The organism is Martelella sp. FOR1707 (genome assembly GCF_053484265.1).
Map to the genome: position 1 here is coordinate 519160 of NZ_JBAKFP010000005.1, position 20378 is coordinate 539537.

General features: G+C 62.7%; 20 protein-coding genes. 10 read left to right on the forward strand and 10 right to left on the reverse strand.

Annotated features, from left to right (window positions below; all coding sequences use genetic code 11):
- Window positions 1-85: 85 nt before the first annotated feature.
- Entirely contained in the window at window positions 86-1036 is a 951-nt protein-coding gene (gene ytfQ, locus V6765_RS16730; RefSeq protein ID WP_448430770.1) for a galactofuranose ABC transporter, galactofuranose-binding protein YtfQ, read from the reverse strand.
- Between the two features lie 259 nt (window positions 1037-1295).
- On the opposite strand from ytfQ, the gene V6765_RS16735 reads away from it, so the two are divergent.
- The 4 genes from V6765_RS16735 to V6765_RS16750 all read left to right on the forward strand — a co-directional run bounded on the left by V6765_RS16735 (window position 1296) and on the right by V6765_RS16750 (window position 3665).
- Window positions 1296-2309, forward strand: a complete 1014-nt coding sequence (locus V6765_RS16735) for a LysR substrate-binding domain-containing protein (RefSeq protein ID WP_448430773.1) — start codon at window positions 1296-1298, stop codon at window positions 2307-2309.
- A gap of 72 nt (window positions 2310-2381) precedes the next feature.
- Window positions 2382-2792, forward strand: coding sequence for a universal stress protein (locus V6765_RS16740; protein WP_448430775.1), 411 nt, complete (start codon window positions 2382-2384; stop codon window positions 2790-2792).
- A gap of 53 nt (window positions 2793-2845) precedes the next feature.
- Window positions 2846-3166, forward strand: coding sequence for a TraR/DksA family transcriptional regulator (locus tag V6765_RS16745; protein ID WP_448430777.1), 321 nt, complete (start codon window positions 2846-2848; stop codon window positions 3164-3166).
- A 70-nt stretch (window positions 3167-3236) separates the two neighbouring features.
- Window positions 3237-3665: a VOC family protein gene (locus V6765_RS16750; protein WP_448430779.1), complete on the forward strand. Its 429-nt coding sequence runs from the start codon at window positions 3237-3239 to the stop codon at window positions 3663-3665.
- 13 nt (window positions 3666-3678) lie between these two features.
- On the opposite strand, the gene V6765_RS16755 is transcribed toward V6765_RS16750, so the two are convergent.
- Window positions 3679-4575: a hypothetical protein gene (locus V6765_RS16755; protein WP_448430781.1), complete on the reverse strand. Its 897-nt coding sequence runs from the start codon at window positions 4573-4575 to the stop codon at window positions 3679-3681.
- 223 nt (window positions 4576-4798) lie between these two features.
- On the opposite strand from V6765_RS16755, the gene V6765_RS16760 reads away from it, so the two are divergent.
- Together V6765_RS16760 and V6765_RS16765 are read left to right on the forward strand one after the other, a co-directional pair.
- Window positions 4799-5311 carry a lysozyme inhibitor LprI family protein gene (locus V6765_RS16760; protein ID WP_448430783.1) on the forward strand — a complete coding sequence of 171 codons (513 nt, stop codon included), beginning with the start codon at window positions 4799-4801 and terminating at the stop codon, window positions 5309-5311.
- Between the two features lie 332 nt (window positions 5312-5643).
- Window positions 5644-6138, forward strand: coding sequence for an N-acetyltransferase family protein (locus tag V6765_RS16765; protein WP_448430785.1), 495 nt, complete (start codon window positions 5644-5646; stop codon window positions 6136-6138).
- Between the two features lie 358 nt (window positions 6139-6496).
- On the opposite strand, the gene glpK is transcribed toward V6765_RS16765, so the two are convergent.
- The 3 genes from glpK to V6765_RS16780 all read right to left on the reverse strand — a co-directional run bounded on the left by glpK (window position 6497) and on the right by V6765_RS16780 (window position 11018).
- Window positions 6497-7987 carry a glycerol kinase GlpK gene (glpK, locus tag V6765_RS16770; protein WP_448430788.1) on the reverse strand — a complete coding sequence of 497 codons (1491 nt, stop codon included), beginning with the start codon at window positions 7985-7987 and terminating at the stop codon, window positions 6497-6499.
- A 24-nt stretch (window positions 7988-8011) separates the two neighbouring features.
- Complete coding sequence (gene glpD, locus V6765_RS16775) at window positions 8012-9514, reverse strand: glycerol-3-phosphate dehydrogenase (RefSeq protein WP_448430790.1); 1503 nt, start codon at window positions 9512-9514, stop codon at window positions 8012-8014.
- Between the two features lie 94 nt (window positions 9515-9608).
- Complete coding sequence (locus V6765_RS16780) at window positions 9609-11018, reverse strand: MFS transporter (protein ID WP_448430792.1); 1410 nt, start codon at window positions 11016-11018, stop codon at window positions 9609-9611.
- A gap of 188 nt (window positions 11019-11206) precedes the next feature.
- On the opposite strand from V6765_RS16780, the gene V6765_RS16785 reads away from it, so the two are divergent.
- The 4 genes from V6765_RS16785 to V6765_RS16800 all read left to right on the forward strand — a co-directional run bounded on the left by V6765_RS16785 (window position 11207) and on the right by V6765_RS16800 (window position 14585).
- Window positions 11207-12196 (forward strand): MBL fold metallo-hydrolase, encoded by a 990-nt coding sequence (locus tag V6765_RS16785; protein ID WP_448430794.1) that lies wholly within the window; start codon window positions 11207-11209, stop codon window positions 12194-12196.
- Window positions 12197-12378: 182 nt separating this feature from the next.
- On the forward strand, window positions 12379-13881 hold the full coding sequence (gene guaB, locus V6765_RS16790; protein WP_448430796.1) for an IMP dehydrogenase: 1503 nt from the start codon (window positions 12379-12381) through the stop codon (window positions 13879-13881).
- Between the two features lie 93 nt (window positions 13882-13974).
- Window positions 13975-14268: a type II toxin-antitoxin system RelE/ParE family toxin gene (locus tag V6765_RS16795; protein WP_448430798.1), complete on the forward strand. Its 294-nt coding sequence runs from the start codon at window positions 13975-13977 to the stop codon at window positions 14266-14268.
- The gene (locus V6765_RS16800) at window positions 14265-14585 is read left to right on the forward strand and encodes an addiction module antidote protein (RefSeq protein WP_448430800.1); all 321 of its coding nucleotides are present in this window, start codon (window positions 14265-14267) and stop codon (window positions 14583-14585) included. The genes V6765_RS16795 and V6765_RS16800 overlap by 4 nt, the downstream gene beginning before the upstream one ends.
- Before the next feature lie 5 nt (window positions 14586-14590).
- Here the strand turns inward: V6765_RS16800 and V6765_RS16805 are convergent, their stop codons facing one another.
- The 5 genes from V6765_RS16805 to mnmD all read right to left on the reverse strand — a co-directional run bounded on the left by V6765_RS16805 (window position 14591) and on the right by mnmD (window position 20375).
- Complete coding sequence (locus tag V6765_RS16805) at window positions 14591-15409, reverse strand: transglutaminase family protein (protein ID WP_448430802.1); 819 nt, start codon at window positions 15407-15409, stop codon at window positions 14591-14593.
- A gap of 20 nt (window positions 15410-15429) precedes the next feature.
- Window positions 15430-16368, reverse strand: coding sequence for an alpha-E domain-containing protein (locus V6765_RS16810; protein ID WP_448430804.1), 939 nt, complete (start codon window positions 16366-16368; stop codon window positions 15430-15432).
- Between the two features lie 2 nt (window positions 16369-16370).
- Window positions 16371-17792, reverse strand: a complete 1422-nt coding sequence (locus V6765_RS16815; RefSeq protein WP_448430806.1) for a circularly permuted type 2 ATP-grasp protein — start codon at window positions 17790-17792, stop codon at window positions 16371-16373.
- A 237-nt stretch (window positions 17793-18029) separates the two neighbouring features.
- Window positions 18030-19394 carry a DEAD/DEAH box helicase gene (locus V6765_RS16820; protein ID WP_448430808.1) on the reverse strand — a complete coding sequence of 455 codons (1365 nt, stop codon included), beginning with the start codon at window positions 19392-19394 and terminating at the stop codon, window positions 18030-18032.
- 276 nt (window positions 19395-19670) lie between these two features.
- Entirely contained in the window at window positions 19671-20375 is a 705-nt protein-coding gene (gene mnmD, locus V6765_RS16825; protein ID WP_448430810.1) for a tRNA (5-methylaminomethyl-2-thiouridine)(34)-methyltransferase MnmD, read from the reverse strand.
- Window positions 20376-20378 lie beyond the last annotated feature (3 nt).

Genomic DNA, 20378 nt, shown 5'->3' on the forward strand with positions numbered 1-20378 from the left:
CGGGCGAGGCGCCCGACCGAAATATGCTCCAGGCGTGCCGAGGCGGCCGGGACCCCGATGACCCGACCGCGCCCGGGAGGATGGCTTAGTAGCCGAGGCTCTTGCGGCGCTCCGCCTCACCCGCGGGATCGTCTGCCTGGGTGTAGAGCTTCGATTCCGTCTGGATGAATTTCGGCGGCATGGTGCCGTCGGCCCAGTATGCTTCCAGAGCATCGAAGGCGGGGCCCGCCATGTTCGGCGTCAGCTCCACGGTGGCATTCGCCTCGCCGGCGGCCATGGCCTGGAAATAGTCCGGAACCGCGTCGATCGCGACGATCAGGATATCGGAACCGGGCTTCAGGCCGGCTTCCTTGATCGCCTGGATGGCGCCCACGGCCATATCATCGTTGTGCGCATAGAGCGCGCAGATGTCGGCGCCGCCGTTTTCGGCCTGCAGGAAGCTTTCCATGACTTCCTTGCCCTGCGAACGGGTGAAGTCGCCAGTCTGGCTGCGGACGATCTCGATGTTGGAATGGCCATCGATCGCATTGCGGAAGCCGGTGGCGCGGTCGATCGCCGGCGAGGAGCCGGTCGTGCCCTGGAGTTCGACAACGCGGCAATCCTTGTCGCCGACCTCGTCGACCAGCCAGCCGCCGGCCACTTCGCCCTCATGCACGAGGTTGGAGCCGACCGCCGTCAGATAGAGATCGTCGGAGCTGTCGACCTGGCGGTCGAGCAGGACGACCGGAATCTCGGCATCCTTGGCTTCTTCCAGCGCGCTGTCCCAGCCGGTGGCGACGACCGGCGCGAGCAGGATGGCGTCGACGCCCTGGGCCACGAAGGCGCGGATGGCGGCGATCTGGTTTTCCTGCTTCTGCTGGGCATCGGAGAATTTCAGGTCGATGCCGCGCTCTTCGGCCTGCTGCTTGGTGAGCGTGGTTTCCGCTGCGCGCCAGCCCGATTCCGAGCCGATCTGCGAGAAGCCGACGGTCTGGGCCGAGGCGGCGGCAGCCGTCATGGTGATGGCGGCGACGGTTGTAAGCAATAGAGACTTCATCTGTTATGTCCTCCCGTTAACAGAACGCGGCAAGGTTTTGCCGCAGATGCGGGCGGCGCCTATGAGCCGCCCGGCAATACGCCGAGACATTCCGCACGGTCGGGGGCATGTCCTCCCGCCACGACCGTTCGTCTTGCGGCAACCGGCAGGTTTCCCGGCCCGGCTTCCCGCAAAAAATGTCCTTGCGATGAGGGGAGTGTTGCAATTTACCGCTATAGGGACAAATGAATAATCGTGTTTCTGATATAGCAGAAATGGTATGGATATGACGTCAGACGGCGAGCGCTACAGCGGACAGGACGAATTCATCCGGCGCGGACTGCGGTTTTCGCAGATGCGTCTGATCGCGCTGCTCGACCGCAAGGGCCAGATATCATCGGCCGCCGCCCAGCTCGGCATGACCCAGTCGGCGGCCTCGCGGCTTCTGTCGGAACTGGAGCACACGGTGGGCGCCAAGCTCTATGAACGCCACGGCCGCGGCGTCGAACTGACCGAGGCGGGCCAGGCGATGGCTGAGCAGGCGCTGGTGATCCTCAACCAGCTCGATTACGCCCATCGCGAGATCGCGCAGATCGTCGAGGGCGCGCGCGGGCTGGTGCGCATGGGCGCGGTGACCGGCCCCTCGCTGCAACTGATCATGCCGGTGATCCGGCAGCTCAGGAGAGATTTTCCCGAGATCGAGGTTTCGGTGCAGGTGGATACCTCGGACAAGCTCGCCGAGGCGCTGTTCTCCCACGCCGTCGATTTCTACATCGGTCGCCTGCCGGAGGATATGGACGCGAAATCCGTGACCATGCGGCCGCTGGGCGTCGAGCCGGTGACCATGATCGCGGGCGTGCACCATCCGCTCGCCGGCCGGGAGTCGATCTCGATCGGCGAGTGCCTGGACTATGACTGGGTGATGCAGCCGGTCGGCACGCCGCTGCGGCGCTCGGTCGAGGCGCATCTGATGGCGAACGGCTTTCAGCTTCCCCGCCATGTCCTGGTCACCACGTCGCCACTGCTCTCGCTCGCCATGATCGCGGAGACAGACGCAGTGACGCCGGTGGCCCGACCGGTGGCGGACTTCTTTCACGCCGGCGGCAAGCTCGGCGCGGCGATCTGCCAACTGCCCGTGCGCGAGGGCATCGATGTCAGCGCCTATTCGATCATCCAGCGCGTTTCGGCGCTGCAGCCGCCGCCGGTCAAGCGCGTGCTGGCATTGATTGAACGCGAGATCGCGCTCCATCCCGACCAGTTTCCCGAAAGCGGCGCGCGGCGCCCGCAGAATTGATCTTAGTCAATGCGCGCTCCTGTGGGAGGGGCAGATTGAGGGCATCAATCCTGCACAAGGGAGCACATAGCCATGTTTACGAAGATCATCGTTCCTGTCGATATTTCGACCCTCGACAAGGGCGCCGATATCTTCAGGAAAGCCGCCAGCCTTCTGGACGAAGGCGGGAAAATCATTCTCCTCCACGTGGTGGAGGAAGTGCCCTCTTACCTCGCGATCGATGTGCCGGCCGATCTCATCGAAAACGCCACCGACGAGGCGCAGGACAAGCTCGTGAAGCTGCGCGACGACACCGGCATTGATGCTGAGATCGAATTGCGCAGCGGCCCGCCGGCGCGCGAAATTCTTGCCTGCGCCAAGGAGCAGGGCGCGGACCTGATCATCATCGCCTCGCATCGGCCCGATTTCTCGAACTATCTGTTGGGATCGACCGCCGACAGGGTCGTGCGCCATGCCGTCTGCTCGGTGCTGGTGCGCAGATAACAGTATCAATGAGGGCGTCCGGCCGTAAGACTGGACAGCCGAGGAGAACAATCATGGACGTTGCACATTACAAGGCCGTGCTGGAAACGCGCCAGGCCGAAATCCTGAAACGGTTGCACCGGATCGACGACGATCTCGGCCGCACCCGCAATCCCGACAGCGCGGACCGGGCGACCGAAGCCGAAAACGACGAGGTGCTCGAAGAATTCGGCCATGTCGGCTCGGACGAGTTGAAGGCGCTGGACGCCGCCCTGAAGCGCATCGAGGCCGGCACCTATGGCAAATGCGTGAAATGCGGCAAACCGATTTCGGAAGAGCGGCTGGAGGTTCTGCCGCAGACGCCGTTCTGCAAGAAATGCGCCGCCACGCTTTGATCTGGCAGATGGGCGGAGGCTGATTGGCCTGAAGGCCCAGCCTCCTGCCCGCTTCAAAGGAAGGTCGGTCATGGCAACTAATCGGCTTCATCGCGGCCGTCTGATTGACCACGTTCAGCTCGTGGTTCGCGATTTCAAGGCCAGCGAAACCTTCTACAAGGCGGTCATGTCGGTGCTCGATATCCCGGTTTTCGTCATGGGCGATGATTACCTCATGGCAGACGAACTGGTCGTATCGTCCGTTGGCAGCGCGACCGCTTCGGGTCAACTGACCGGGCGTCATCATCTCGCTTTTCAGGCGAAAGATCGTGCGACCGTTGACGCTTTCTACAGCGCTGCGCTGGCGCATGGAGGGCGTGACAATGGCGCGCCCGGCCTGCGGGCCTATCATCCGTCATATTACGCCGCCTTCGTGCTCGATCCCGATGGCAACAATATCGAAGCCGTGTATCAGGGAGAGGCGAAACGCAGCGCTCCCTCTGTTACAATTGATTTCTAGAGTAGCCACGTTCTTAGGGCGCTGCAGGCGTTCCGGTGGCCGTGATCCTGGTTCCCGCGATGGCGGCTGAGAGAGCGGAAAGGTCTCCGCTGGAAAGGCTTTCCAGGGAGAGGCCGGGTTCGCTGTCGATGCTCAGGGTCCAGTTGCCTTCCGGTTTGGGGAAGGCCCGGATCAGCGCGCTGAGTGCGGCCAACGATTCGGGAGGCATCGTTGTCTCAGGCCAGCTTGCAAGCATCGCAATCGCAGCCTCCTGAGCTGCCGCGATTGCGGGGCGGGGATCCTGGTCGGGAGGCAGGGTGCTCAGGATGGGCGGGGCGAAGAGCCTGGCGAAGAGACCGTTGTCTTCCAGAAAAGCCTCGAAATGATCGAGCGTGCCGGTGAGCTCGGTCAGGCTTGATATCGGCACATCGCTGTTGTCGAAGTCCGAGAGACCGGCTGATAGCGAGAGGCGGCCGAGCTTTCCGGCGCTGAGCTCGAAATCGACGTCGCCGGTCCGTTCGGCCGGATCCGTCGTGTAGGCAAGGTGAAGGTCAATGCCGGTGCTGGAGAGGCTGATGATGTAATCCTGGAGCGGCGATCCCGTTTGCGGCACGATATTCAGACCCTTTAGCGTCAAATCTGCTCCCGCGGAAAGTTTCCCGGCCTCAAAAGTTTGCAGGAGGTCGGGACTGAGCAGAACGACTTCATCAATTCTGTAATGAATATATGAACTCTCGGCCCAGGACAGGTGGGTGGCGCGGCAGCCGCCATCGACATCTTCGATATCGGTGTCCTGTGTGGTTTCGACGTCCGGAATGGATGCGAAAAGCGCAGCACAATCGGCGAGAGGCGCGGTCTTGTCCGCAAGCTCGGCCAGACTCGGCTGCGAAAGCAGCGGGAAAGCTAAAGCGAAGAGGCCGAGCGCTCGCATCGTTTCGTCTCCATAACAACGATAAGGTTGATGTCGGCTTTCAGTGCCGAGTGCGGCAGGAATGTGGCGCCTTGCACGCTCCGTCAACAGGACTTCAAGACCGGGCAACCGCATTGGGGGCACATAACTGCGGAAAGCGCGGTCGCCGGCTGAATGATCGTTTTGACACGGACCCGCCTCTCGCTCAATATGACGCGCATTGCGAACATGAGGAGCGGCGATCATGAAGACGTTGGGTTTGAGTTTGGCGGCGGCATTGATGGTCGCCGGATCGGCTTTCGCTCAGGACGAACAGGTCAAGTATTCCGACGCGCCGACGGCGGATTGCCTTGCGGCGGCCGATACGGCGGATGCGATGCGCGCGTGCATCGGGCTTGCGACGGCAAAATGCGTTGATGCCTCGGACTATGGCTCGACCACCGTCGGCATGATGGAATGTACGGGCAAGGAAACTGACTTCTGGGACGCGAAGCTGAACGCGACCTACAAGGAGTTGATGGCGCGCGCCGAAAAATTCGACAAGATGAACGCGGACGATCCGCGCATCATGTACAAGATCGCCGACAGCCTGCGCGACATGCAGCGCGCCTGGATTCCCTTCCGCGACGCATCCTGCACCTTTCAGTATGCGCTCGGCATGGGCGGCACGATCGCCTCGACGCTGTCTTCGAACTGCCAGCTGGAGATGACGGCGGAGCAGTATATCTATCTCGCGACCGCGTGGCAGGAGAACTGAACCGCATGGACGGCGACGGCGCGGCGTTGTAAAGCCGGGAAATACCAAGGGCCGATGATTAGGACCCATATGATGCGCGCTGGAATGGCTATCCGAGTAGGAAAACACCGCAGAGCGATGCTTGAGCATCGCGCGAGGATTTTGACGCCCTCGGGGGCCATTCCAGCCGCACCCTTTCAGGGCCGGGCGCTTTTGAAAGCTTGCGTCGTTGAAAATCCTCGCCGTAGCTATGGCTACGACTGCGGTTTTCGCCTAGCCCGCTTTCAAAATCGCTCCGGTCATATGGGTTCTAATCATCGGTCCTTGGTATAAGACCCAATTCAGGTGAAGCCATGCTGATACGCGATGCCGTGGAGGCCGATCTTCCGGCCATTCTCGAGATTTACAACGACGCCGTCATCAATTCGACCGCGATCTGGAACGAGATCGTGGTCGATCTCGACAACCGCAAGGCCTGGCTGGCCGCGCGCCGGGCCAAGGGCTTTCCGGTGCTGGTGGCCGAACGCGACGGCGCGGTCCTCGGCTATGCAAGCTATGGCGACTGGCGGGCCTTTGACGGCTATCGCCACACCGTGGAACATTCCGTCTATGTCCGCGCCGATATGCGCGGCGGCGGCATCGGCCGGGCGCTGATGGAGGCCCTGCTTGCCTATGCCAAAGAGGCGGGCGTTCATGCGATGATCGCCGCCATCGAGGCTGGCAACACCGGCTCCATCGCGCTGCATGAAAAGCTCGGCTTTTTCCACACCGGCCGCTACCCTGAGGTCGGCACCAAGTTCGACCGCTGGCTCGACCTCGTCACCATGCAGTATCTGTTTGCGCAGTAGGGCATCAGGCTGCCGACAAAGCCGCGGCTTCAGCGCCTTGTCTCACAGAGCCCTCCCGAGAGGCAGGGGTACCGCATATGGCGTGGCAGCTTGCTCCCGATACTCTCTCCCGCTTGCGGGAGAGATGCCCCGAAAGGGGCAGTGAGGGTAATGCAGCATTTCCAAATGGGCGGCGTTCGCGGTGATAGACTCCCCCCTCACTGTCGCTTTCGCGACATCTCTCCCCTCCGGGGCGAGAAGATTGGGGGGCTATGCGAAAAAGTCATATGCGATACGCTTGCCCCAACAGGGGGCAAGCCGAGGATGATGCGGGAGAGGCAGGTGGTTTATTGAAAAGTCCCGTGCGTTGCGCAGGGCGTCAAATCGCCCCAAGCGTCCTGCTGACGGCGTTTTTCCAGCCCTTGTAGAGGCGCTCGCGGGTGGCCTCGTCCATGGACGGGGTGAACTGGCGGTCGAGGGCCCAGATCTTCGCGAATTCGTTGCGGTCGGGATAGAGCCCGGCGCGGCTGCCGGCGAGCCAGGCGGCGCCGAGCGTGGTGGTTTCGACCACCTTGGGCCGGTCGACGGGAACGCCCAGAATGTCGGAGAGGAACTGCATGGTCCAGTCATTGGCGCTCATGCCGCCATCGACTCGCAGGATATTGGCGCTGTCGGCGCTGCCCCAGTCATCCTGCATCGCTTCCAGCAGATCTCGGGTCTGGTAGCCCACACTCTGAAGCGCGGCGCGGGCGAATTCGGCTGGCCCGGAATTGCGGGTCAGCCCGAAGATCGCGCCGCGGCTTTCGGCATCCCAATAGGGCGCGCCAAGGCCGGTGAAGGCCGGCACCATGTAGAGCGTCTGTTTCGCATCGGCGGATTTCGCCAGGGCATCGGTTTCTCGGGCATGGCGGATCACCTTCAGCCCGTCGCGCAGCCACTGCACCACCGCGCCGGCGATGAAGATCGAGCCTTCCAGCGCATAGGTGGGCTTGCCGTCGAACTGGTAGGCGATCGTGGACAGCATGCGGTTCTTGCTGGCAACCATCCGCTCGCCGGTGTTGAGCAGCGCGAAACAGCCGGTGCCATAAGTGGATTTCAGCATGCCGGGTTCGAAGCAGGCCTGGCCGATGGTTGCCGCCTGCTGGTCGCCGGCAACGCCGTAGATCGGAATTTCGCGACCGAAAAGATCGGCCCGCGTCATGCCGAAATCGGCGGCGCAGTCCTTCACCTCGGGCAGGATCGCCTGCGGAATGTCAAGGAGCTTGCAGATATCGGCGTCCCATTCCCCTTTTTCGATATTGTAGAGCATGGTGCGCGCCGCGTTGGTGGCGTCCGTCACATGGGAGCGCCCGCCGGTGAGCCGCCAGATCAGATAGGTGTCGACCGTGCCGAAGGCGAGCTTGCCGTCTTGCGCCTGCTGCCGCGCGCCCTCGACATTGTCGAGCAGCCAGGAGAGCTTGGTGGCGGAGAAATAGGGGTCGAGCAGCAGGCCGGTGGCCGCTGTGATGAACTGCTCGTGGCCGTCCTCGCGCAGTTTCGCGCAGCGGTCGGCTGTGCGCCGATCCTGCCAGACGATGGCGTTGTGGATCGGCCGCCCGGTTTCGCGGTCCCAGACGATCACAGTCTCGCGCTGGTTGGCGATGCCGATCGCGGCGATATCGGATGTTGAAACCTCGGCGCGCTCGACTGCCTCGCGGCAGGTTGCGGCGACCGTCGACCAGATGTCGGCGGGATTATGCTCGACATGGCCGGAGGCCGGATAATGCTGGGGGAATTCCTCCTGGGCGGAAGCCACGATCTTCATCTGATTGTCAAAGATGATGGCGCGGCTCGATGTCGTGCCCTGGTCGATCGCCAGAATATGGCCCATGGGTTTCTCCTCCCCGTCTTTTTTTCAGTGCGCCGCCTGCAGCCAGTCGTCCAGCGCGGCGATCTCGTCCGCGCTCATCCTAAGGCCGCATTTGGTGCGGCGATAGACGATATCCTCCGCCGTCTGCGCGAATTCCTTTTCCACCAGCCAGCGCGCCTCCGCCTCGTAAAGCCCGCCGCCGAAATCGCGTCCGAGATCGGCGCTCGTTTTTGCGTCGCCGAGAAGATCCCAGCACTCCCTGCCATAGCTGCGGATCAGGCGGAGCGCCGCGGCGTGATCGAGGAAGGGGTAATCGCGCACGAGCCTGTCCGGCATAGCCGCCGTATCGGCAACTGGAAAGTCGCCGCCGGGCAATGTCGAGCTCGCCGTCCAGTCACCGCCAGCCTGTGGAAAATAATGGGACAGTTTGTGGATAACCGCCTCGGCAAGTTTGCGATGCGTGGTGATCTTGCCGCCGAAGACGCTCAACAGCGGCGCGCCTTCCTTGCGTAGCGAAAGGACATAGTCACGGGTCGCTGCTGTGGCGGAAGAAGCGCCGTCGTCATAAAGCGGCCGCACACCGGAATAGGTCCAGACGATATCGTCGGTTGTCACCGGCTTCTCAAAATACTCCGAGGCGAAGCGGCAGAGATAGTCCGCTTCCTCGGGCGTACATTTGGCCTCGCTTGCCGGGCCGTGATGGTCCTGGTCGGTGGTGCCGATCAGGGTGAAATCCTGCTCGTAGGGAATGGCGAAGATGATCCGGCCGTCGGAGCCCTGGAAGAAGTAGCAGCGGTCGTGGTCAAAGAGCTTGCGGGTAACGATATGGCTGCCGCGCACAAGCCGGACCTTTTCCTTCGTGTCGATGCCGAGCGTGCCCTTCAGCAGATCGGCGACCCAGGGCCCGCCGGCATTCACCAGCGCGCGGGCATGGATGGGCGGCAGCGGGCCTTCGGCGTTTTCAAGAGAGACCTTCCACAGCGTCTTGCCGTCAGAGCCCTGCACCTGCTCGGCCCCGGTCACCCGCGTGCGGGTCATGATCTTCGCGCCGCGCGTCGCCGCATCGCGGGCCATCAGCGACACGAGGCGGGCATCCTGCACCCAGCAGTCGGAATATTCGAATGCGCGCCGATATTCGCTTTTGAGCGGTTTGCCGGCCTCATCGCGCGAAAGATCGAGCGCCTTGGTGGCTGGCAGGATCTTGCGGCCGCCGAGATGGTCGTAGAGAAACAGGCCGAGCCGCACCAACCACCATGGGCGCAGGCCCTTGTGATGCGGCAGCACGAAACGCATTGGCCACGAGATGTGCGGCATCGCCTTCAGCAACGCCTCGCGCTCGATCAGCGCCTCGCGCACCAGCCGGAATTCGTAATATTCGAGATAGCGCAGCCCGCCATGATAGAGCTTTGTCGAGGCGGAGGAGGTGGCAGAGGCCAGATCGTTCATCTCCGCGAGCGCGACCGTCAGGCCGCGGCCGCTCGCATCACGCGCCACGCCGACGCCGTTGACGCCGCCGCCGATAACGAAAATGTCGACAGGTTCCGACATGCATGCTCCCGCTTCTGAACGGTGCAAGCATGCGTGGACAGGTTCGTTTTGTCAAAGAAAATGTTCGTAAATATTCGTTTTGGCAGTTTCGCGCCTATTCCGCCGCCTCGCTGCTCGTCTCCGGCTTCAGCCGTCTGTGTCCGGAAACGGCCGAGCCGCTGTCGGCGTCAAGCCGCAACAGCGGAATAATTGCGGCCAGCGAAATGAAGGAGACCACCAGGAAGGCGATATGGAAATGCTGCACGGTGAGCCCTTCGCCGGTGAACCACGCCGTGGCCTCAAGGATGGTTGCGGCGAAGGCGACGCCGAGCGCGAGGCTGACCTGCTGGAACATCGATGTGGAGGCGGTTGCCTGGCTCGCCTGCGCCGGTTCGATATCGGCATAGCCGAGCGCGTTGACGCCGGTGAAGAAGAAGGAGCGGCAGAGCCCGGTGGCAAACAGCAGCGTGACGATGATGATGTAGGGCGTCGTCGCCTCGAAGAAGGCGAAGCTCATCGTCAGCAGCGAGGCGCCCAGCGCCGCGGTCATCAGCACGGTGCGGAAACCGTAAGCGGCAAAGACGCGCGGCGCGACGAACTTCATCACCAGCGCGCCGACCGCGCCGACAAAGGTGATCATGCCGGACTGGAACGGGTTGAGCCCGAAGCCGAGCTGCAGCATCAGCGGCATCAGGAACGGAAACGCGCCGGTCGCCATCCGGAAGAAGGCCGAGGCGCCGACCGCCGCGCGATAGGTCGGCGTTTGGAACAGTTTCAGGTTCAGGAGCGGACTGGACTTGCGCCTTGCATGCCAGAGATAGGCAAGGGCTGCCGCGATGCCGATCAGGGTGGTGATGATCCCGGTTGCCGGCGGCAGGGCCGGTAGCGAGATCACCGACATGCCGAAGACGATGCCGGAAGCGGCGGTCGCCACCAGGAAAAACCCCATCCAGTCGAGGTTAGACACCGGCTCATCCTTGATTGTCGGCAGGAAGATGGCCGACATGATGAGACCGATAATGCCGATCGGCACATTGATCAGGAAGATCCAGTGCCAGGAGAAATAGGTGGTGATGAAGCCGCCGACCGGCGGGCCCGCCATCGGCCCGACCAGCGCCGGGATTGTCAGCAGCGCCATGGCGCGCACAAGTTCGGAGCGGTCGGTGGTGCGCAGGATCACGAGACGGCCGACCGGCGTCATCATCGCCCCGCCCATGCCCTGCAGGAAACGCGCGCCGACGAATTCCAGCAGATTGCCGGAGACGGCGCAGGCGACCGAGCCGAGCAGGAACACGAGGATCGCGGAGCGGAACACCCGGGCCGCGCCGAACCGGTCGGCCATCCAGCCCGAGACCGGAATGAAGATCGCCAGCGCCACCATATAGGTCGTCAGCGCCAGTTTCAGCGTGATCGGCCCGACATTGAGATCGGCGGCGATTGCCGGTAGCGCCGTGGAAATCACCGTCGAATCCATGTTCTCCATGAACAGGGCAACAGCCATGATGAGCGGAACGACGGGATTCATTGGCGGGGCTTCTCTGTCAAAAATATGCGAAAGGCATACTTATTAGACCCCGCCGCCCGAAACGCCAAATGATAATCTCGCGGCGTTTCACGCAAAAGTGAGGCCGGCGCGCGGCCGAAATCGGCCGATTGTCTTGAAACCGTGGTTTTCTCCCCAAACTCAATGGTTTCATTTCAAGGAGGACGATGATGGCAGAAGACAATGGCATTCACCGCCGCCGCCTGATGGCGACAGCCGGCATTACCGCACTTGCCGCGCCCTTTATTGCAAGAGGCGGCAGCGCGATCGCCGCCGACGGAGAGACGATGGAAACGGCGCAGGGTCCCCGGACCGACAGCTTCAATCTCGGCGATTTCAAGCTGGTCGTTGTCGAGGACGGCACCCGCGTGATGGAAAATCCGGGCGACACCTTCGGCACGGGGCAGGATCCCGCCGATGTTGCAGCACTTCTGGAAGAAAACTTCCTGCCCGAGGACAAGATGGTCAACGGCTTCGCGCCGGTGCTGGTCGATACCGGCGAGCAGACGATCCTGTTCGACACCGGCATGGGCCCGGCCGGCCGCTCCTGGGGCGCGGGCCAGCTCATGGCCGGGCTGAAAGCCAATGGCTATCAGCCCGGCGATATCGATGTCGTGGTGATCACTCACATGCATGGCGACCACATCAACGGGCTGATGGAAGAGGATGGGCCTGCCTTTCCCAATGCAAGCTATGTGTTCGGCGAAAAGGAATACGCCTTCTGGAGCGACGAGGCGCGCGTCGGCACGCCGGCGGAAGGCGGACATGAAAGCGTCAAGAAGCTGGTTGTGCCGCTCGCCGATCAGGCGCGCTTCATCAAGGGCGGCGATGAGGTCGCGTCCGGCATCACCGCCATGGAGGCCTTCGGCCATACGCCGGGCCACATGATCTTCATGCTCGAATCGGGCGGAAGGCAATTGCTGCTGACGGCTGACACCGCCAATCACTACGTGCTTTCGCTGCAGCGGCCGGACTGGCAGGTGCGCTTCGACATGGACAAGGAGATGGCGGCCGCGACTCGGAAACAGGTCTTCGACATGGTCGCGGCCGAGAAAATTCCGTTCCTCGGCTATCACATGCCGTTCCCCTCTGTCGGCTATGTCGAAAAGACCGATCAGGGCTATATGTTCATGCCGAAAACCTACCAGTTCGCGCTTTGAGACCTCAATAGCGCCACGGCTTTGCTGGAAAACCCTGCAATCCGCAGTCAAGGCTGCGGATTGCTATTTCCAAGCCGTCATCTTCGTGTTACGAGCACTCGCCAACTTCCAGGATTATCTTGCAAGGGACCGGACGGGGAAATCCTTCCGGGCCATTTCGTATTTTGAAAAGGAAATTGGCCATGGCGCAAATCATTCAGGCCGCAACCGGCATGCAGGCGCTCACCTTCGACGATGTGCTGCTGCAGCCGGGTCATTCCGAGGTCATGCCGGGCGAAGTCGATGTTTCGACCACGATCGCTCAGGACATCCATCTCAACCTGCCGATCCTCTCTTCCGCCATGGATACCGTGACCGAGGCCCGGCTTGCCATCGCCATGGCGCAGGCCGGTGGCATCGGCGTCATCCACCGCAACCTCTCGCCCCATGAGCAGGCCGAACAGGTTCGTCAGGTCAAGAAGTTCGAAAGCGGCATGGTCGTCAATCCGGTGACGATCGGCCCGGATGCTACGCTGGCGGAAGCGCTGGCGCTGATGAAGGCTCATCACATCTCCGGCATTCCGGTGGTCGAGCAGGGCACCAGCGACGGCCACACCTCGGGCCGGCTTGTCGGCATCCTCACCAATCGCGATGTCCGTTTCGCATCCAACCCCGAACAGCGCATCTACGAGCTGATGACGCGCGAAAACCTGATCACCGTGCGCGAGACGGTCGAGCAGCAGGAGGCCAAGCGCCTGCTGCATCACCACCGCATCGAAAAGCTGCTGGTGGTGGACGATCGCGGCCACTGCGTCGGCCTGATCACCGTCAAGGATATCGAGAAATCGCAGCTCAACCCCAATGCCTCGAAGGATGCGCAGGGACGTCTGAGAGCGGCTGCCGCGATCTCGGTCGGCGATGACGGCTATCAGCGCGCCGAGATGCTGGTCGATGCAGGCGTTGACCTGATTGTCATCGACACCGCCCATGGCCATTCGCAGAAGGTTCTGGATGCGGTCGGCCGGGTGAAGACGCTGTCGAATTCGGTGCGCATCATGGCCGGCAATGTCGCGACGTCGGACGGCACCAAGGCGCTGATCGATGTCGGCGCGGATGCCGTCAAGGTCGGCATCGGTCCGGGCTCGATCTGCACCACCCGTATCGTCGCCGGCGTCGGCGTGCCGCAGCTGGCAGCGGTCATGGCCGCTGCCGAGGCCGCGCGCGATGCCGGCATCCCGGTGATCGCCGATGGCGGCATCAAGTTTTCGGGCGATATGGCAAAGGCGATCGCCGCCGGCGCATCTGCCGTCATGGTCGGCTCGCTCTTGGCGGGTACGGATGAAAGCCCGGGCGAGGTGTTTCTCTATCAGGGCCGCTCGTTCAAGGCCTATCGCGGCATGGGCTCCGTCGGCGCGATGGCGCGCGGCTCCGCCGACCGCTATTTCCAGGCGGAGGTCCGCGACACGCTGAAGCTTGTGCCGGAAGGCATCGAGGGCCAAGTGCCCTACAAGGGTCCTGCCGGCGCGGTGCTGCACCAGCTCGGCGGGGGCCTGCGCGCCGCCATGGGCTATGTCGGCGGCAAGACCATCCCCGACTTCCAGGAAAAGGCAACCTTCGTCCAGATCTCCAACGCCGGCCTGCGCGAAAGCCACGCCCACGACGTGACGATCACCCGCGAAAGCCCGAATTATCCGGGTAGTGTTTGAACGTTTCTGCGTTCATGTGATCGAGCCGGCGGCGCGGAAGCGTTGCCGGCTTTTTTCTTGTGTCCTTGCTGTCCGTGAACTATAATTCACAACATGGTCGAGGTGCTCCAGACGACTGCCTTTTCAACCTGGCTGTGGGAGCTGCGCGACCGGCAGGCGAGAGCGCGCATCATCGCCCGTATCCGGCGTATCGAGCAGGGGAATCTGGGTGACGTCAAAAGTCTCGGCAACGGACTTGGCGAGGTGCGCATCCACCACGGACCGGGCTATCGGCTCTATTTCGCTCGACGAGGAGAGACCATCGTCATTCTCCTGTGCGGCGGCGACAAGTCCGCCCAAGAGCGGGACATCCCGAAGGCGCGGGAACTTCTGAAAGGATTGTCATGAGCGAAATCGAAAAGCGCACAGAATTGACGCCGTTCGACGCTGCGGACTATCTCGAAACGCCGGAGGACATCGCCTTCTATCTGGAGGCGGTGCTGGAGGATGGCGACCCGGCGCTTATTGCTGCGGCTCTCGGCGATGTTGCCCGGTCAAAAGGCATGTCGGCGGTCTCGCGGCAAGCGGGCGTCACCCGCGAAGCGCTTTACAAGGCGCTGAGCGAAAATGGCGATCCCAAGCTCTCCACGCTCATTGGCGTTTTGAAAGCGCTCGGTCTCCAGCTTGCCGTCAGACCGGAGAACCGCCGCGACGATGCCGCCTGAACTCCTCAACTCTGGCTCTGCGACTGGCTCTGGCCGGCCACGGTGAGTTTCACCTCAAGCGTCTCGTGGCCGCCGCCTATGGTCATGCCGGAGACGGGAGCGGCGTCGCGATAGTCGAGGCCGGTGGCGATGCGGACATAACGTTCGTCCGGGCAGACCTTGTTGGCGGCGTCGAAGCCGACCCAGCCGAGACCCTCCAGATAGCATTCCGCCCAGGCGTGGCTCGCCGTCTGGTTGGGGCCTTCCTCCATGTAGAGATAGCCTGAGACATAGCGCGCCGGCACCTTCATGGCGCGCGCTGCGGCGATCACGATATGGGCATAGTCCTGGCACACACCCTCCTTGTTTTCCAGCGCCTCGGCGGCGGTGGTCGCCGTCGAGGTGGCGCCGGGCTTGAAGGTCATCGTTTTGTGCAACACCGCCATCAGATCGTGCAGCCGGGCGAGATCGGAATCGCCTTCCAGCCGCGCGACCAGCGCCTTGATCGGCTCCTCGGCAAGCGTCAGCGGCGTGGGCCGCAGGAACAGCCACAGCGGAATATCCGGCGAGGCGGGGCCGAAAATGCCGTCGGTGTCGCGGGTTTCCACCGTGCCTGTTGCCGTGAGGCGCACGGTCTTGTGGTCGCCCTCCACCGAGACCAGGCGCACATGGTTTTCGTACTGGTCGGTATAGGCAACCTCGCTTTTTGCCCCCTCGATCGAGACCGCCCAGTCGCGCACGGTCTGGCCGTTGCCGTCCACCGGGGTCAGTCGCAGCCGCTGCAGCGAGAACTGAACCGGCGCGTCATAGCTGTATTCAGTCACATGATGGATGTTCAAAAGCATCGTCGATCCCTCTCTTCGCTTCAGGCGTAGAAGCGATAGCCCTCGCTGATCTGCTGGCTCACGGTATTGTTGCGGCTGACGAAATCCTCCAGAAATTCATGCAGGCCGTTATCCATGATGGTCTTGATCTTCTGCGTTCTCAGCGTGTTGCGGATCGCATGGGCGGTTTCATGCGCCTGGACCCGGGCGCCGTAATCGGCGGCCAGGTAGTCGAGGTTCAGCACGATCTTCTCGTAGCAATAGGCAAGCGAACGCGGAAGCTGCACATCCAGAAGCAGAAACTCGGCGATCTCGCTCGGCCGGTATTCGCCGTTATGCACCCAGCCATAGGCGCGGTGGGCGGAGACCGAACGCAGGATCGACTCCCACTGCAGATTGTCGAGCGAGGTGCCGACATGGTGCACCGAAGGCAGCAGCACGTAATATTTCACGTCCAGAATGCGGCTGGTGTTGTCGGCGCGCTCGATGAAGGTGCCGATATGGGCGAAATTGTAGATTTCGTTCCTGAGCATGGAGCCATGAAAGGCCCCGCGGATCAGCGCAGTGCGGTGCTTGATCACGTCGATCGCCTTGGGCAGGTCCGCGGGCTTCACCTTCGCGCCCAGCAGGCTGCGCGTATCGATCCAGCACTCGTTGGTCGCCTCCCAGGTTTCCCGGGTCAGCGCGGTGCGCACCATGCGCGCGTTCTGGCGACCGGAATCGATGCAGGAGACGACGCTGGACGGGTTGCGGCGGTCACGCAGCAGAAAGTCGATGGCATTGTCCGCCGTCAGCTTGTCGTAGACCTCGAAATAGGCCTCCTGCACGCCTGCGCTCTGCAGGATGCCGTCCCAGTCGTCGGCGCCCTTGGAGCGGGTCAGCGACACCCGCTGGCCGGCATCGATAAGGCGGGCAATGTTTTCGGCGCGCTCGATATAGCGGAACATCCAGTAGAGGCCGTTTGCGGTTTTTCCAAGCATAATCAGTCCTCCAGCACCCAGGTGTCCTTGGTTCCGCCGCCCTGGCTGGAATTGACCACCAGCGAGCCTTCCTTCAGCGCCACGCGCGTCAGCCCGCCGGGCATGATGCGCACGCGATCGGACACCAGAACATAGGGACGAAGGTCGACATGGCGCGGCGCGATGCCTTTCTTCACCAGGATTGGCACGGTCGACAGCGACAGCGTCGGCTGGGCGATGTAGTTGGCCGGCCGGGCGCGCAGCTTGGCGGTGAAATCCTCAAGCTCCTTCTTGCTCGCCGTCGGGCCGACCAGCATGCCGTAGCCGCCGGAGCCATGAACCTCCTTGACCACCAGATCGGCGATGTTGTCGAGCACATAGGCGAGGCTTTCCGGCTCCGAACAGCGCCATGTCGGCACGTTTTCCAGAAGCGGTTTCTGGCCGGTGTAGAACTCGACGATTTCCGGCATGTAGGAATAGATGGCCTTGTCATCGGCGATGCCGGTGCCGGGCGCATTGGCGATGGTGATGTTGCCGGCGCGATAGACATCCATGATGCCGGGAATGCCGAGCGCGGAATCCGGGCGGAAGGTCAGCGGATCGAGGAAGTCGTCATCGACCCGGCGGTAGATCACGTCGATCGCCTGATAGCCGCGCGTGGTGCGCATCTGCACCTTGCCGTCGATGACGCGCAGATCCTGGCCCTCGACCAGTTCCACGCCCATCATGTCGGCGAGGAAGGAGTGCTCGTAATAGGCGGAATTGTAGATGCCGGGGGTCAGCACCGCCACGCGCGGGCGGGTGCCGGAAAAGCCGGGCGGGGCGAGTGTGGCAAGGCTCTGGCGCAGAAGCTGCGGATAGTCCTCGACCCGGCGCACCCGGTTCTTGTAGAACAGCTCGGGAAACATCTGCATCATGGTTTCCCGGTTCTCCAGCATGTAGGAGACGCCGGACGGCGTGCGGGCATTGTCCTCCAGCACGTAGAACTGGTCCTCGCCGGTGCGCACGATGTCGGTGCCGACAATATGGGTGTAGACGCCGCCGGGCGGCTCGAAGCCGATCATCTGCGGCAGGAAGGCGTCGTTCTCCTCGATCAGCCGCCGCGGCAGGCGACCAGCCTTGATGATCTCCTGCTTGTGGTAGATGTCCTTCAGGAAGGCGTTGAGCGCAATCACCCGCTGCTCGATGCCGGCGGCCAGCTTGCGCCATTCGCGCCCGGCGATGATGCGCGGCACGATATCGAAGGGGATCAGCTTCTCCGAACTGTCGGCATGGCCGTAAACGGCAAAGGTGATGCCTGTCTTTCGAAAAATATTCTCGGCATCTCGGGACTTTGCGATCAATGATGCGGGATTTTGCTGACTGTACCAGTCGTAATAATCCTGGTAGGGCGCGCGCGGCTGGTTGTCCGCGGTCATCATTTCATCGAATGCCAAAGCGTTCATCCCCCGATTGTTCTTCTTCCATATCAATACAACATCGTCAGCAATGCAAGGACCATGCCTTGCCGCGCGACAACCATTTTTAAAGTCCCATTTTTATGAAACGCGTCGAAAAACAGGCAGTTCCGTAATACTTCGCCGATTTAGTGTGCAGCTTCTGCCTGCCGCGGGCGCTTTCCGCGCAAAACAAAACCCGCCGGCGATGCGGCGGGTTCTGCAGTTTCGGTATATTCGCGTCGCTCAGGCGCTCTGGCGACGGTCGCCCTGGCGGTTGCGGGGGCGGCGGTTCTTTGCCGGGCGGTTGCGGTTGGCGCCCTCGCGGGGCGCGCCGTCACGCGGAGCGCCGTTGCGGGCCTCGCCCTGGCGCTGGCCGCCATTGGCGGAAGGCCGCGCCCGGCGGGCAGGCTTGCCATTACCGGCGCCGCCGCGACCACGGCCATTGCCGCGACCGCGGTCGGGTCGTTCAGCCATGGCATGGGGTTCGCCGCTGGCGATCGTGATCTCGATGCCGGTCAGCTTCTGGATATCGCGCAGCAGGGCGGATTCCTCGGGCGTGCAGAACGCGATCGCCTTGCCTTCCTTGCCGGCGCGCGCGGTGCGGCCAATGCGGTGGACATAGGCGTCGGCGACTTCCGGCAGGTCGTAATTATAGACATGGGTGACGCCGGGCACATCGATGCCGCGGGCTGCAACGTCGGTAGCAACCAGAACGTTGATCTCGCCGGTCTTGAACGCTTTCAGCGCCCGCTCGCGCTGACCCTGGCTCTTGTTGCCATGGATCGAGGCGGTGGCGAAGCCGCGGCTGTCGAGATGCTTCATCAGCTTCTCCGCGCCGTGCTTGGTGCGCAGGAACACGATCGCGCGGCCATCCGGGTTATTGGAAAGCTCCTGACGCAGGATCTCGACCTTGTCGTTCTTGCCGGCAACGAAATGCACGGCCTGTTCGACCCGGTCGGCGGTCTTGCCGGGGGGCGACACTTCAACGCGTTCCGGATTGGTCAGGAAGCGCTTGGAAAGCTCGGCGATCGATTTCGGCATGGTGGCCGAAAACAGCATGGTCTGGCGCTCGTCCGGCACCAGCGCCGAAATCTTCTTCAGGTCGTGGATGAAGCCGAGATCGAGCATCTGGTCGGCCTCGTCCAGCACCAGGTAGCGTACGGCGGCAAGGTTCAGCGCCCTGCGGTCGAGAAGGTCGAGCAGCCGGCCGGGGGTGGCCACGAGAATATCGGTGCCGCCGGCAAGCTGGTGCTGCTGACGGTTGATCGATGCGCCGCCGACCACGATATTGACCTTGAGCGGCGTCTTACGGGCGAAGATGCGCAGGTTTTCGGCGATCTGGTTCACCAGTTCGCGCGTCGGCGCAAGGATCAGCGTCTTGACGGTCTTCGGCGCGGGTTTGCCGCCGTTTGCCAGCAGCATGTCGATGATCGGCAGGCCGAAAGCGGCCGTCTTGCCGGTGCCGGTCTGGGCAAGGCCCATCAGGTCGCGGCCTTCGAGCACCAGCGGGATCGCCTTTTCCTGGATCGGCGTCGGGGTCTTGTACCCTTCGGCCGCGATACGGGCCACGAGCTGGTCGGAAAGTCCAAGTGTATTAAATTCAGTCAATTCAAAAGCGCCTTTCAAGGCATGCCGAAAGCCCTCCGCGCATTGCGACCAAACGCAAATGCCGGTGGTTTCGGTTTCAAGCGCCCCGCGTGAAGTGGGAGCTTATCGGTGGAAAATGCCTTCCGCGCGCCGGCTGGGAGTGCCGGACTTTGTGATGCGCTTGACCCGGACTTGACGCGACCGTCTTGGGTCATCTGCGCCAGGCATGCTCACGCGGCATGCGAACAGGTGGAAAGCTGGGCCCGATATGATGCCCGGGCCGGCAAAAGTCAAGCTTTACCTGTCGGCGGGGCGAAAGCCCGCCAGCATTTCGCGCTTTCCGGCAAAGCCTGGGCGGCGTTCGACGGTGAAGCCGGCGGCCTGAAGGTTGCGGCGCACGAAGCCGGCGGCGGCATAGGTGCCGAACGTGCCGCCGGGCGCGGTGTGGTCGAAAACGGCGCGCATCAGCTCTTGCGACCACATATCGGGATTGCGAGAGGGGGCGAAGCCATCGAGATACCAGGCATCGAATCGGTCGGAGAGGGTAGAGAGCGACGCCAGCGCGTCGGCGCAGATGACGGTGAGGCGGGTCTGCGGGTCGGCGTCGATCGTGATGACGCCTTCAGGGCGCTCCGGCCAATGGGCGGTGAGGGTTTCGCGCTCCGCCTTGATCTCGGGCCAGTGCGACAGGGCGCGGTCGATATCGGCCTTTCCCATCGGGAACAGTTCAAACGAGGTGAAGGCAAGATGTCCGTCCGGTCGCCTGAGCGTCTTCCAGCGTCGAAAGGTTTCGCAGAAATTCAGCCCCGTGCCGAAGCCGAGTTCGCCGATGCGGAAAGTCCCGCCCGGCTGCCAGCGTTTGCCGAGCCGATTGGCGTCGATGAACACATGGCCGCATTCGGCCCGCCCGTCCGCCTTGGAGAAGTAGTGGTCCTGAAACGCCTCTGAAAACGGCCGGTCGTCGTCGTGCCAGGTGACCTCGGATGTGGGAAGCTGTTGCATGGG

Coding starts and splice junctions, on each gene's coding strand:
- ytfQ (WP_448430770.1), bottom strand. CDS start 1,036: ATGAAGTCTCTATTGCTTACAACCGTCGCCGCCATCACCATGACGGCT.
- V6765_RS16735 (WP_448430773.1), top strand. CDS start 1,296: ATGGATATGACGTCAGACGGCGAGCGCTACAGCGGACAGGACGAATTC.
- V6765_RS16740 (WP_448430775.1), top strand. CDS start 2,382: ATGTTTACGAAGATCATCGTTCCTGTCGATATTTCGACCCTCGACAAG.
- V6765_RS16745 (WP_448430777.1), top strand. CDS start 2,846: ATGGACGTTGCACATTACAAGGCCGTGCTGGAAACGCGCCAGGCCGAA.
- V6765_RS16750 (WP_448430779.1), top strand. CDS start 3,237: ATGGCAACTAATCGGCTTCATCGCGGCCGTCTGATTGACCACGTTCAG.
- V6765_RS16755 (WP_448430781.1), bottom strand. CDS start 4,575: ATGCGAGCGCTCGGCCTCTTCGCTTTAGCTTTCCCGCTGCTTTCGCAG.
- V6765_RS16760 (WP_448430783.1), top strand. CDS start 4,799: ATGAAGACGTTGGGTTTGAGTTTGGCGGCGGCATTGATGGTCGCCGGA.
- V6765_RS16765 (WP_448430785.1), top strand. CDS start 5,644: ATGCTGATACGCGATGCCGTGGAGGCCGATCTTCCGGCCATTCTCGAG.
- glpK (WP_448430788.1), bottom strand. CDS start 7,987: ATGGGCCATATTCTGGCGATCGACCAGGGCACGACATCGAGCCGCGCC.
- glpD (WP_448430790.1), bottom strand. CDS start 9,514: ATGTCGGAACCTGTCGACATTTTCGTTATCGGCGGCGGCGTCAACGGC.
- V6765_RS16780 (WP_448430792.1), bottom strand. CDS start 11,018: ATGAATCCCGTCGTTCCGCTCATCATGGCTGTTGCCCTGTTCATGGAG.
- V6765_RS16785 (WP_448430794.1), top strand. CDS start 11,207: ATGGCAGAAGACAATGGCATTCACCGCCGCCGCCTGATGGCGACAGCC.
- guaB (WP_448430796.1), top strand. CDS start 12,379: ATGGCGCAAATCATTCAGGCCGCAACCGGCATGCAGGCGCTCACCTTC.
- V6765_RS16795 (WP_448430798.1), top strand. CDS start 13,975: ATGGTCGAGGTGCTCCAGACGACTGCCTTTTCAACCTGGCTGTGGGAG.
- V6765_RS16800 (WP_448430800.1), top strand. CDS start 14,265: ATGAGCGAAATCGAAAAGCGCACAGAATTGACGCCGTTCGACGCTGCG.
- V6765_RS16805 (WP_448430802.1), bottom strand. CDS start 15,409: ATGCTTTTGAACATCCATCATGTGACTGAATACAGCTATGACGCGCCG.
- V6765_RS16810 (WP_448430804.1), bottom strand. CDS start 16,368: ATGCTTGGAAAAACCGCAAACGGCCTCTACTGGATGTTCCGCTATATC.
- V6765_RS16815 (WP_448430806.1), bottom strand. CDS start 17,792: ATGAACGCTTTGGCATTCGATGAAATGATGACCGCGGACAACCAGCCG.
- mnmD (WP_448430810.1), bottom strand. CDS start 20,375: ATGCAACAGCTTCCCACATCCGAGGTCACCTGGCACGACGACGACCGG.